This is a genomic window from Neptunicella marina (assembly GCF_014270035.1).
Taxonomy (GTDB): Bacteria; Pseudomonadota; Gammaproteobacteria; order Enterobacterales; family Alteromonadaceae; genus Neptunicella; species Neptunicella marina.
Genome location: NZ_JACNEP010000009.1, coordinates 87583 through 100416, shown reverse-complemented (window position 1 = coordinate 100416; position 12834 = coordinate 87583). Strand labels below are relative to the sequence as shown.

Below are 12834 nucleotides of genomic sequence, written 5' to 3'. Positions count from 1 at the left end.
CATGGTTGTTAGAAGTTTCAGTGCTAATTTACGACTCCGGTCTCAATTGCTGTAGCACATTTCACTATCAGGGAGATGGGTGCAGCAGTGTTAACGCTTCAGATTACCAGTTATCAAAATGCCAGTTCTTCTCAGCCTAAAAGTCAGACACTGGATAATGGTAAAATTACCATTGGTCGCGATATCACCAATCAGTGGTGTTTGTCGGATCCTGATCGCGTATTGTCTAAAAATCACTGTTATGTGGAACGGGTAAATAATCAGTATGTGTTAACCGATACCAGTACCAATGGCGTTTTTATCAATGGCAGCAAAGAGGCCATTGGTCGTGGTAATAGTGTCACCTTAAAGGATGGGGATAGTTTTAGCCTAAGTGATTATCAAATTGATGTGTTAATTGGCACGCTTGCCCCCGCTATACCCCAACCTGAAACCCCGGTTAATCCCCAGCCTCCGGTCACACCAGTCGTTCCGGACCCAACTCCGGCTTACACATCACCTCCGCCCAACAACGTTGCAGCAGATGACTGGAAAGCCATGCTGGATTCACCTGCATCAGGCGCTTCTGAGCCGGAAACCCAAAATGTACCTGACGTACCCGATTTTACTCAGGCACACTACGATGCTCCCAGCGTAGGTATGTCTATTCCCGAAGACTGGAGTATGGAATCCCCTGACAACACCCAAAATGCGGATAACGGCCCCGGCATAACGCAACCACCAGTCGCCCCCACTCCACTACCAAATCAGGAGTCGGAACCTCAAACAGCACAACCGCCACAACCTCTGTCTGATACTGGTGCAGAGGCGGCAGCCATTCAGGCTCAGTCCAATGTAACGGCTACGCCAGCTCCTGCTCAATCGAGCACAACACCCGTTGCCAACAACAGTGATCTGCTACAGGCTTTTTTAAAAGGCGCCGGACTGGATGCCAATTTAAACCTGCAATCCAACCCGCAGGAATTGATGCAGGAACTCGGCACCCTATTTCGCACTACAACTCTGGGTTTAATGGGTATTCTGGCCACACGTGGCGACATTAAAAGTGAGTTTCGATTGTCGCAAACCATGATTAAACCAACTGAAAATAATCCACTTAAGTTTTCGCTAAATATTGATGAAGCCATGGTGGCTTTAATCAGTAAAAAAGGGGCTGGTTACATGCCTGCCGAGGAAGCTTTCAGTGAAGCGTTTGAGGATATAAAAGCTCATCAGGTAGCGGTTTTAGCCGGTATGCAATCAGCACTTCAGAGCCTGATGAATCGATTCGATCCTCAAAATATTACCGGCACAGAACAAGTATCAGGCGTGAAAAAAATTCTCGGGGGACAGAAGTCCCAACACTGGGATGCATTTGTCAGCCTTTACAACAGATTAAAGCAGGAATCACAAGATGATTTCCAAAGTTTGTTTGGTCGTGATTTTGGTAAAGCATACGAACAACAAATCCAGAATCAAAAAAATCACAAAACTTAAAAAAGGTTGAATATCACTTTAGCTAGGTGTTCAATATTTAACCTGCACAAAAAACACCCATCCGCCTTAGCAGCATTGAGGCTTAACAAGGTAAGGGCAATTTATGTTACAAGGCCTGTATTTAAAGGCCTTCAGGCAGCTGGCAGCAGGGATGTTAATGCTATTGCTATGCGCTTGCGGGGCAACCAACGCAGTTAAAGATGTATTTTCAGTGATGACACATGTCGACCTGAATATACAGGTAGCCAATGATATTAATCCGGACATTGACGGCAGGCCGTCACCCGTTCTGGTACGTATTTTTGAGCTAAAAGCGGTTAACAACTTCAATAATGCTGACTTTTTCAGCCTTTATGGCAATGGTGCCGCTATTCTGGCTCAGGATTATATCAGCCATTTCGATCTGGAACTGGTACCCGGCCAATCCAGCGAGCTCAGTCGTGAGCTTAATGAGCAAACTCAGTATCTGGCGGTGATGGCTGCCTTCCGTGATATCAATAACGCCTCCTGGAAACGTACAGTATTGATTGAACCTGATTCCAGTACCGATATTCAAATTCAGCTAAAGGGTACGCAAATCACCCTCAGTAGCGAATAACCCGTAATGAACATGGAAGAACCTTATGGCAGTGAATGACAGAGTAGTATGGTCGGAAGGTTTATTCCTGCGGCCTCAGCACTTTCAGCAACAGGACCGACATACTCAACATCTGGTCAAAACCAGTTTACAGGGACTGCAAATTTATCGCTGGGGATTTAGCCAGCTGGAAATTGACCATGACTTGTTGAAAACGGGCAAGTTTTCGCTGCGATCTGCAACCGGCGTTTTGCCTGATGGTGTGGCATTTAGTTTGGATAATCAGCAACTTGAGCTGGATATTACTGACGATATGCAGGATAAAAAACTGTTTTTATGTTTACCCATTTCCCGCTCAAAAACACAGGAATTCAGTGATGTCGCAGAAGACAGCCACATACGTTATCAGTCCTGTTCATTAGCCATATCAGATAATGCAACCAGTGACAGCGAGCAGGTTGAGATCACAGTCGGCAGCCCCCGGTTTAAACTGGCAGCAGATAACGAAGAGCTGGACGCCTTCCATACTCTTGCGGTGGCCGAAGTAGTACAGGTGGGTGCTGATAAAAACATTATCTTAAATGAAGACTTTATTCCTCCCAGTTTAAGTACTAATCAGCAACCCATTCTGCATGGTTATATGACTGAACTGGAAGGCATGTTGCATCAACGTGCAGAGAGTCTGGCTGGCAGAGTATCGGGCGCGGGGCGCACCAGCACCGAAATATCAGACTTTTTATTGTTACAGGCGATTAACCGCTTTGAACCACTAATACATCAGCTAAGTGTATTACCTGATTTACATCCGTTGCACTTTTATCAACAGCTATTGCAAATTAGCGGCGAACTCTCAACCTTTACCCGCAAAGAACGCCGCCCGCCGCAATTTGATGATTATCAGCACAACAATTTGCAGCAAAGTTTTTTACAGGTGATGAGTTGTTTACGCGAAAGCCTGAGCGCGGTGCTGGAAACAGCTGCAACCCAAATAGATTTAAGTCAGCCAAACCAATACGGAATACGTACCTGTTCTGTGGGCAATCAGGAAATGCTGCGTAAAGCCATGTTTGTGCTGGCAATTAAAGCCGATGTGCCAGATGACACGCTACGCCAGGCTTTTCCGGGTCACCTTAAAATTGGCGCAGTGGAAAAAATTGCACAATTAATCAATAAATCGCTGCCCGGCGTGGCAATTAGTCCAATGCCAGCAGCGCCCAGACAAATCCCCTTTCATGCAGGCACCACCTATTTTCAAATCAACACTACAAGTGCAGCCTGGGAGGATATTCAAAAATCCGGCAGTCTGGCTTTTCATGTTGCTGGGCAATATCCGGGACTGGACATGAGCTTTTGGGCGGTGAGGCAATAATATGAGTAATGATGATCTCGATCGTACGGTAATTATGCCATCACCCGGCAGACGGCGCTCAACTGAAACCAGTCAGCCTGCTCAGGCACCATCACCAGATCAACAGGTTACACCTCAGTCTGCACCGGCCAGTTTATCCGGCCAAATGGATAATACTTCCCACACGATTCAAACCGCAGGTGTTGCCAGCCACAACCCGTTAATTAATGCTGCCACGGTGATTTTTTCACTGGCAAGACAATTACGTAATACCCCTCAGCATCAGGATGTTGGCGGATTACATAAACATATTTGTGGCTTAATGCAGCAATTTGAAAAAAATGTGATCAATCAAGGCATTGCTCCGGATGTCGCCTACGAAGCCCGCTATATTTTGTGTGCTTATCTGGATGAAATTGTGCTTAACACTCCGTGGGGACACCATAGTATATGGAGTCATAGTGGACTGTTAAGTACCTTGCATAATGACACCACAGGCGGTGAACGTTTTTTCCAGATTCTGGCGCGTAAATCTGATGCACCGGCACAGAATGTGCCAATCCTGGAACTCATGTATCACTGCCTTAGCCTTGGATTTCAGGGCAAGTTTGCGGTACAGGACAATGGACGGGCTGCACTCGATCAGATTACTCAGGGCGTTTATCACACCTTAAAACCTTTTCAGCAAGAGCCGGGATCTGAACTGTCTGAACACTGGCAGCCTGCAGCAGACGGCCGTCCAACAGTAGCCAAATTATTTCCCTGGTGGGTGGTGGTTGCGGTAATAGGCGGTCTGCTAACCCTGATTTATGTGGCGTTCTTTTTTGCATTAAATGATGACTCAGATGCGGTGTTTAACGATATAGGCAAATTGGGTCGTGAAGTGCCACAAATGATCCAGTCACGCCAGACTCTTGATCAGCCGCTGGTTGATCCGGGTTTATCCAGCATTAATCTTGATAGTCTGTTTAAAACGCTAAACGGCACCATGGCCAATGCGATCAGTAACGGCCAGTTGTCCATCGTTCAGCAAGCTTATGGCATCAAAATCACCGTGCACAACAATGGTCTTTTCCCGTCTGGCAGTGCGGATATGGCTGCATCATACCGGCCATTATTTGACCGCCTGGCCGATGTGTTAACCGAGTTACCGGGCCCGATTGTGGTTTCCGGCCATACCGACAGCCAAAAAATTCGTACATTGCGCTTTCCGTCTAACTGGCATTTATCAGATGAAAGAGCCAAAGCCATCGTGCGTGAACTGGTTGCTGCAGGTGTTGATAACAGCAAGCTGGTAGCACAAGGCAAAGCAGATACCGAGCCAGTCGCCAGTAACGAAACGGCGCAGGGCAGGCAACAAAACCGGCGTATCGAATTGTTTATCCGATCATATTAAACCGGCACTCAACAGATTAGGGATATGGGCGTGTTTAAAAAGATTTTTCAATTTCTTACCAGTCGCTGGGTACTGTCAGTTATTGGCATGTTGTTTTTATGTTTGTTTATCTGGTACATCGGGCAGTTACTGGCTTTTGGCAACTGGATGCCGCTTGGCGATGAAACAACACGCATCATTTTTATCGCGCTGGTTATCGCTATCTGGATAGGCTGGAATCTTTATAAATCACTCAAACAAAAAAAGACCAATCAGGCAATCATCAACACGCTAACCGGCAATGCACAAGACAACCTGCAGCAGGAAGCGAGTCAGGGTGAAGTTGAGCAGTTGCAACAGCGCTTTAAACAAGCCTTACAAACCCTTAAAAAATCGCGTTTGGGCGGCAGCGGCGGTTTTAAATATCTGTACCAATTACCATGGTACGTCATCATTGGTCCACCCGGCGCCGGCAAAACCACGGCTTTAAAAAATTCAGGACTTAATTTTCCTTTACAGGAAGGATTTGGCTCCGATCCGGTTAAAGGAGTGGGCGGAACACGTAACTGTGACTGGTGGTTTACCAATGAAGCGGTATTACTCGACACCGCAGGCCGCTATACCACACAGGACAGCGATGAAAGCGTGGATAAACAAGCCTGGGGTGGTTTTTTACAATTGCTCAAAAAGCATCGCGGACGTAAGCCGTTAAACGGCGTATTACTGGCATTTAGTCTCACCGACATTATTGGTCAGAGCGAACAAGGGCTACAAATGCATGCCAGAGCCGTGCGTAAGCGCCTGCAGGAAATTAATGAAACCCTTAAAGTACAGGTGCCGGTTTACCTGATTTTTACTAAAGCCGATTTGCTCGATGGCTTTATGGAATTTTTTGACGACATGGATCAACGCCAGCGTGAGCAGATATGGGGCATGACTTTCGAGTTGTCGCAATCTGAAAGTGCAGAACAGCTCACACAACAATTCGAACAGCAATTTTCTCAGCTGGTCAGTCAGCTTGATAAAAAGCTATTACCCCGCATACAAGCAGAATTTGATTACAACAAACGCGCCAGAATTCAGGGGTTTCCTGAGCAATTTGCCGGTTTAAAACCAGCCATCAGCCGCTTTTTAAACGAGGTTTTTGCGCCATCCCAGTACGAACAAAAAAACCTGCTGCGTGGGGTTTATTTTTCCAGTGGCACACAGGAAGGTACCCCTATAGACCGTTTAATCGGTTCCGTATCCCGCGCTTTTGGATTGCAGGCTCAGGCAAAACCTGCATTCAGTGGCCCGGGCCGCAGTTATTTCCTGACCCGTTTGCTTAAGCAGGTAATTTTTACCGAGGCTGAGTTAGGCATCAGTACCGGCTTCTGGGCAAAACACAGGGCGTGGGTTGAACGCATTGGTTATAGCCTTGCCGGTATCTTTTTTATATTGATGATAATAGGCTGGTACAGCAGCTACCAGAACAATCTGGACTATATCGCGGACGTCGAGCAACAAGTCGCCAGCTACGAGAACGTGTCGCAAAATTTGGTAGATAGCCGTGGCGAAATCACCGAAATCCTGCCCTATTTGAACATGTTACGGAATATTCAGGGTGGCTATGCCGATCAGGATAAAAGCATTCCGTTTTTGATGGGCATGGGCTTGTATCAGGGCGATAAAATTGGCCCGGTTGCCATTGATGCTTATAAACGAGCACTCAACAATGTGTTAATGCCAAGAGTCATTGAACGTCTCGAAAAACAACTGGTAGATAATAATCAAATTAGCAAGGGGCAATTTTTATACGCCGCTTTAAAAGTCTATCTGATGCTGGGCCACCCCGGTCGTTACGATGCAGATGAAGTCAGTATCTGGGTAACCACCGACTGGGCTAACCAATTACCCGGCGCATCCAATAAAGTGATTCGGGAACAAATTGTTGGTCATCTTCAGGCATTGCTGGAAACCGATGACATAAAACCTATGCCATTGCAGGGTCGCCTGGTAGAGAACGTACGTTTAACCCTTGCGCGTCAAAGTTTGGCAGAACGAGTGTATGGCCAGATTAAGCGCTCCCCGATGGCACGTAAACTCGGAGAATGGCGCATTATCGATAATATTGGTGCTGATGCAGCCCGTTATTTTCGTTTTAAAAGTGGCGCTCCGCTAAGCAAAGGTTTACCGGGGTTATTTACTTTACAGGGCTATCACGATGTGCTGCTCAAAAATGGCGAAAGCGCAGCAGAGCAGGCAGCCAAAGAAACCTGGGTATTACGTGAAAGTGAAAGAGAAGCGCTTAACGATAAACAAATTGAAGAGCTATATCAGGATGTGACCAAACTATACTTTGCCGATTATGTGCGCGAGTGGGATCACTATCTAAACGATCTGGATATTGCCCAGTTTGATTCTTTTGCTGATGGTGCGCAGAAAGTTAAAGACTTATCTGCCGACACCTCGCCAATTAAGAGTTTACTGGTGCATATTGGTGAACAGACAGTACTGGCCAGTTCCAGTGCTGATTTTATTGATGTCGTTGACGAATCAGACCGTATCAGCAGAATAAAACAGCAGGTCAATGCCTTACTGGAAAAAGCCGGTGATGTGGCCAATATTAGCCAGAACAAAGATCCCGCTGCAGTGGTGGATCGCCATTTCGCACGTTTACATGAAATCATTAAACAACGCGATCAGACACCCGCACCGATTACCGCAACTTTATCTAATCTGAATGAACTATTTTTAGCCTTAAGCGCAGTGGATGCCACCATTAATTCTGGCGGTCTGGGTTTAACCACCGCCGATGCCAACTCCAGCCTGCAAGGCGTCATGCGCCGAATTCAGCTTGAAGCGAACCGCCAGCCAGAACCGCTCAGGCATTGGTTATACAGTCTGGTGCGTGAGAGTAACATGGTGCTGGTACGCAATTCCCGTGAACGCTTTAATCAGGTATGGCAATCGTCGGTATTAAGTTTCTGTCATCAGGCGATTGGTAGTCGTTACCCGATAAATCCAAGTAGTGCAAATGACATTAATCTGAGTGATTTCAGCCGGTTCTTTGGACCCGCCGGGTTGCTGGATGACTTTTTCAAAACCTATTTATCCAGCTTTATCGATACCAGCACCAACCCCTGGTCCCTGGTTAATAACGCTGGCGCAACACTGGAAATTAATCCACAAATTATCGCTTATTTTGAAAGAGCCCAGCGCATTCGCCAAACCTACTTTATGGGCAATGCCACCTCACCCAGCCTGTCATTTCAGGTAATGCCAATTCAACTGGACGCCAAAGCCAGTCAGAGTCTGATTGAACTGGGCGATCAACGCATTACTTACCAACATGGTCCTGCGCGTCTGACCCGCATTGTATGGCCACCCACAGGAGGATTCGAACGTGCACGTTTGTCGGTACGTAACCTCAGCAGTCAGGCAGCGACCAATATCAGCACGGATGGGCCCTGGGCCTGGTTCCGGCTAATGGATAAAGGTGAAAAACACAGCTCATCTAACCGCGACCGATTCCGGGTAACCTTTGAACTGGGAGGATTAAAAGCCGGTTATGAAGTTCGCGCAGACTCAGTCTACAACCCTTTTATCAGTCAGGATTTACGATTGATGGGTTGCCCGGAGTCGTTATAAGGAAATCACCATGAGCTGCGGATTCTATGGAAAACTACCAGACAAAGGAGATTTTATCTCCCGACGATTACCACACCCGTTAATTAACAAGTGGGATAGCTGGCTGCAGTCGGCCATGGATAGCAGTCGTATTTCGCTTGCCGAGCAATGGTTAAACCAATATTTGGTCAGCCCAATCTGGCGATTTTGTATTAGTCCTGACATTGTCAGTGATAATGCCTTTTGTGGTGTGATGCTACCCAGTGTGGATAGTGTTGGCCGCCACTTTCCTTTGATGCTGGGTATGGAATTCGCCCCAGAAACACAGTTATTGCATTTCGCCACGAGTGCGGATAACTGGTTTGAACAACTCGAAGATTTGGCGCTCAGTACGCTTTCACCCGACACCACACTTGAACAGTTTGACCAGCAGCTGCAACAAGTACCATCTCCGCAAATCGAAAACGCAAAATTGCTGCCTGCCAAAGAGCATCGTATCGGTTGGCAGCATAATGGTATTGCCAGCAAAGCGCTGCTGGATGCCGGTTATGCCTTAGCTGCGCAAGAAGTGATTCAAAATAAATTAACTCACCCGACTCACTGGTGGACAGCAGGAACAGAAACCATTTCCCCTACCTTTATTAGCTTTCAGGGAATGCCTGTCATCGGTGATTATCACGCAATGTTAAATGGAGAATGGCTGTAATGGATGAACAATTACGTAATGCCGGAAAAACGCCAATCTCGGAACAATTCCCCGCCGGTGAAGAAGCAAAATACGATGACGATTACGAAAGCATGCTTAATGAACTGGGAAAACTCGAAGCAGTATCGTCAGCTGAACCTATTAACTGGCAAACTGTTGTTGATTTATCTTCCACCATTATTATCAACCGCAGTAAAGATATTGTAGCCGCATGTTATCTGTGCCATGCCTTATATCAAAAACAAGGATTAAAAGGTTTAGAGGGCGGGCTTAACATAGTGGCAGATATGCTCGAAACCTTTTATGAGAATATGTTTCCGCCCGTCAGACGGGTCAAAGCCCGCGCCAATGCCATTAGCTGGTTAGCAGAAAAAACTGAGCCCCTGATTACCGCGCAGGATCCCAAAGCCAGTGAGCTGGATACACTTGCCAGTTGCCTGAACAGTATTAACCGGATTCAGACCTGCTGTGATGAAAAGATGCAGGATAACGGCCCGTCTATTGGTGCATTTAAACGTGCAGTGCGTAACTGGCATGATCATCTTAAAGCACAAGCCGATAAAAAAGCACAGCAACAAGCCCCCGTTAGTGAGCAGCAAACGGCAGCAAAAAATGAACAAGCAGCGACAAAACCTGCCACACCGGCAGCACCTTCAATTGCAGCAGCAACAGCACCGGTGGAAATTGCCGACGATAAAGATATCAAACTCGCCGTAAAATCCATTATCGATGTATCACGCAAAGTGGCGCAGTTTAAACGCCAGCAGAATCCGGCTGATGCAAATGCCTATAGCTTACTCAGAACCGCTATCTGGTTGCAGATAGAACGGTTACCGCCTAACGATAAAGGCATGACACAACTCCCTGAAATTGAACAGGAAAGACAAAAACTGCTGCAAAATCTTTTGGAAAATGGTGCATTTAATGACCTGTTAAATGCGGCAGAAAATGCATTTTGCGACAGCATGTTCTGGCTTGATGCTCACAGATATGCTGCAACCGCACTAGAGGGGTTAGGTCATACAGAAGCGCAACAAGCGGTACTGCAAAACACACTGATGTTTGTTAACCGTTTCCCGCAAATCACTGAACTCAAATTTAATACAGGTACGCCTTTTGTCAATGATATGACCAAACTTTGGCTGCAGGACAACCAGTCCGGCGGCGCAAATTCCAATACGAGCAATCAACAAACAACCAATCCCTGGGATACAACCTTGCAACAGGCCATGCCGTTAGCTGCAAAAGGAAAAATTGCAGAGGGATTGCAACTGTTTGAGTCGGCGAAACAACAAGCCAGAGACGAACGAGACCGTTTTATGTGGCAACTCACAACCGCACAATTTTTGGAAAAATGTGAGCAAAGTCATTTAGCTGCGCCACAATTGGAGTACCTGTGGCAGCAATTGCAAACTAATCATCTGACAGAATGGGAAAGCGCTGCCTCGGTAGGTGTGGCACGTAGTCTGAAAGCCTGTTATTTGCACAAGAATTTTAAAAATAAAATGACGCCGGAACGGCAGGCGCGCATTGAAGAACTTGAGTCGGTAATTTACCGGTTGGATATCAGTACCGCCTTAATGCAAAACGGCTGAGATCCAAAACTGGTCAATAATTGACCTGCAGTCAAAGAGGTGTAAAGTGTTGTTTGTTTTTTAACCATAAAGGATAAAGAAATGGCGAAAGAAGGATCCGTTGCCCCGAAAGAGAGAGTCAATATTAAGTATTCACCAGCGACTGGCGACGCGCAGGAAGAAGTTGAATTACCTCTCAAACTCCTGATGATGGGTGATTATACCCTCAGGAATGACGACACGCCGGTGGAAGAACGCACACCGATTAGTGTTGATAAAGACAATTTCAACAAAGTAATGGAAGGGCAAAACCTTTCACTGGATGTACTGGTTGATAACAAACTTACCGGTGAAGACGATGCCGAAATGGCGTTAAACCTTAAGTTTAAAAACCTTAAGGATTTTGAGCCGGAAAACGTTGTGCGTCAGGTTCCCGAACTGAACCAAATGCTTGAAATGCGTGAAGCCCTCACCGCTTTAAAGGGCCCACTTGGCAATGTGCCCGCCTTTCGCAAAAAGCTTGAAGAAGCCCTCACTGATGAAGAAGCCCGTAACAAACTGCTGGCCGAACTCAAACTTAATAACACAGACACGGATGCCTAAGCAGGATGGGCGCCGCTTGATGATATTTTGGAGATAACCATGTCTGAATTAGAACAAAGCGTAGAAGGAACAGAAGCAACCGAAGTTGAGTCCGGATTGCTAAGTCAAATCATGACGGAAACCAGAATGAAACCTTCCGATGAAGGTTATTCGGTTGCCAAACGTGGTGTAGAAGCCCTGATCTCCGAAATGTTATCACCACGCAATCAGGGCGAAAAAGTAAACAAGGCGATTGTCGATCAAATGATTGCCAGCATAGACGAAAAGCTCAGTGTTCAGGTAGATCAGATACTGCACCACAAAGACGTGCAAAAACTGGAATCGGCCTGGCGCGGACTTAAATATGTTGTGGATAAAACCAACTTCCGTGAAAACATTAAACTTGAATTGCTTAGTGTCAGCAAAGACGAGTTGCTGGAGGATTTCGAAGACAGTCCCGAAGTGGTTAAATCAGGTCTCTATCAGCACTGTTATATTGCCGAATATGGTCAGTTCGGTGGTAACCCGATTGGAGCCATGATCGCCAACTATGATTTTGGTCCGGGTGCTCAGGACGTCAAACTACTGCAATACACAGCCAGTGTTGCTGCAATGGCGCATGCCCCTTTCATTGCCGCTGCAGGTGCAGAATTTTTTGGTATTGATGATTATCAGGATTTACCCGGTCTTAAGGACTTAGATAGCCTGTTTGAAGGTCCACAATATGCAAAATGGCGTGGTTTCCGTGAAAGCGAAGACTCCCGTTATGTCGGCCTGACCTGTCCGCGTTTCTTACTGCGATTACCTTATGGTGAAAACAGCAGCCCGGTCAAAGCCTTCAACTATGAAGAAAACGTTAAGGACAGCCACAACGATTATCTTTGGGGCAATACCTCTTTTGCATTTGCCACACGGCTGGCAGACAGCTTTGCCAAGTACCGCTGGTGTCCGAACATTATTGGTCCGCAAAGCGGTGGCTCTGTGGATGATTTACCACTTCATACCTTTGAATCCATGGGAGATATTGAAACTAAAATCCCCACAGAGGTATTGGTATCTGACAGACGTGAATATGAGCTTGCAGAACAAGGCTTTATTTCCCTGACCATGCGTAAAGGTACAGATAATGCCTCTTTCTTCTCCGCCAACTCCTGCCAGAAACCCAAATTCTTTGGAAACAGTGCAGAAGGGAAGGCCGCAGAGACCAACTACAAACTGGGTGGGCAGTTACCGTATCTGTTTGTCACTTGTCGTCTCGCACACTACATCAAAGTATTACAGCGCGAACAAATTGGTAGCTGGAAAGAAAAAAGCGATTTGAATCGCGAACTGAATACCTGGATCAAACAGTTTGTATCCGATCAGGATAATCCTTCCGCTGAGGTTCGCGGACGCCGACCGCTACGTGCTGCCAGTATTGAAGTGTCTGACGTGGATGGTGATCCCGGTTGGTACAGGGTCTCAATGTCAGTACGCCCTCACTTTAAATATATGGGTGCCAGTTTCGATCTGTCACTGGTTGGCAAACTCGATAAATCATAACTCCTGCCTTTTGTTGGGGCAAAACATGGACTGGTTTAAGCCCCA

Annotated in this window: 9 protein-coding genes; all 9 read left to right on the top strand. The window is 46.6% G+C overall.

The genetic code is table 11. The features are described 5' to 3' along the window. Positions 1 to 87: 87 nt before the first annotated feature. A complete protein-coding gene (gene tagH, locus H8B19_RS12430; RefSeq protein WP_186507216.1) occupies positions 88 to 1476 on the top strand; it encodes a type VI secretion system-associated FHA domain protein TagH in 1389 nt (462 codons plus the stop codon). 103 nt (positions 1477 to 1579) lie between these two features. Then, positions 1580 to 2074 (top strand): type VI secretion system lipoprotein TssJ, encoded by a 495-nt coding sequence (gene tssJ, locus H8B19_RS12425; protein ID WP_186507215.1) that lies wholly within the window; start codon positions 1580 to 1582, stop codon positions 2072 to 2074. Between the two features lie 25 nt (positions 2075 to 2099). Further along, positions 2100 to 3422, top strand: a complete 1323-nt coding sequence (gene tssK / locus H8B19_RS12420) for a type VI secretion system baseplate subunit TssK (RefSeq protein WP_186507214.1) — start codon at positions 2100 to 2102, stop codon at positions 3420 to 3422. 1 nt (position 3423) lies between these two features. Then, positions 3424 to 4797 carry a type IVB secretion system protein IcmH/DotU gene (gene icmH / locus H8B19_RS12415; RefSeq protein ID WP_186507213.1) on the top strand — a complete coding sequence of 458 codons (1374 nt, stop codon included), beginning with the start codon at positions 3424 to 3426 and terminating at the stop codon, positions 4795 to 4797. A 30-nt stretch (positions 4798 to 4827) separates the two neighbouring features. Beyond that, on the top strand, positions 4828 to 8406 hold the full coding sequence (gene tssM / locus H8B19_RS12410) for a type VI secretion system membrane subunit TssM (RefSeq protein WP_186507212.1): 3579 nt from the start codon (positions 4828 to 4830) through the stop codon (positions 8404 to 8406). Positions 8407 to 8416: 10 nt separating this feature from the next. Continuing rightward, the gene (tagF, locus tag H8B19_RS12405; protein WP_186507211.1) at positions 8417 to 9091 is read left to right on the top strand and encodes a type VI secretion system-associated protein TagF; all 675 of its coding nucleotides are present in this window, start codon (positions 8417 to 8419) and stop codon (positions 9089 to 9091) included. Then, positions 9091 to 10686 (top strand): type VI secretion system protein TssA, encoded by a 1596-nt coding sequence (tssA, locus tag H8B19_RS12400; protein WP_186507210.1) that lies wholly within the window; start codon positions 9091 to 9093, stop codon positions 10684 to 10686. The genes tagF and tssA overlap by 1 nt, the downstream gene beginning before the upstream one ends. Before the next feature lie 81 nt (positions 10687 to 10767). Then, positions 10768 to 11268: a type VI secretion system contractile sheath small subunit gene (gene tssB, locus H8B19_RS12395; RefSeq protein WP_186507209.1), complete on the top strand. Its 501-nt coding sequence runs from the start codon at positions 10768 to 10770 to the stop codon at positions 11266 to 11268. Positions 11269 to 11307: 39 nt separating this feature from the next. Beyond that, positions 11308 to 12789: a type VI secretion system contractile sheath large subunit gene (gene tssC, locus H8B19_RS12390; RefSeq protein WP_186507208.1), complete on the top strand. Its 1482-nt coding sequence runs from the start codon at positions 11308 to 11310 to the stop codon at positions 12787 to 12789. Positions 12790 to 12834: the final 45 nt, after the last annotated feature.

Excerpts from the sequence above, each read along its gene's own strand:
- tagF (WP_186507211.1), top strand. The coding sequence starts at position 8,417 with ATGAGCTGCGGATTCTATGGAAAACTACCAGACAAAGGAGATTTTATC.
- tssB (WP_186507209.1), top strand. The coding sequence starts at position 10,768 with ATGGCGAAAGAAGGATCCGTTGCCCCGAAAGAGAGAGTCAATATTAAG.
- tssJ (WP_186507215.1), top strand. The coding sequence starts at position 1,580 with ATGTTACAAGGCCTGTATTTAAAGGCCTTCAGGCAGCTGGCAGCAGGG.
- icmH (WP_186507213.1), top strand. The coding sequence starts at position 3,424 with ATGAGTAATGATGATCTCGATCGTACGGTAATTATGCCATCACCCGGC.
- tssK (WP_186507214.1), top strand. The coding sequence starts at position 2,100 with ATGGCAGTGAATGACAGAGTAGTATGGTCGGAAGGTTTATTCCTGCGG.
- tssA (WP_186507210.1), top strand. The coding sequence starts at position 9,091 with ATGGATGAACAATTACGTAATGCCGGAAAAACGCCAATCTCGGAACAA.
- tssC (WP_186507208.1), top strand. The coding sequence starts at position 11,308 with ATGTCTGAATTAGAACAAAGCGTAGAAGGAACAGAAGCAACCGAAGTT.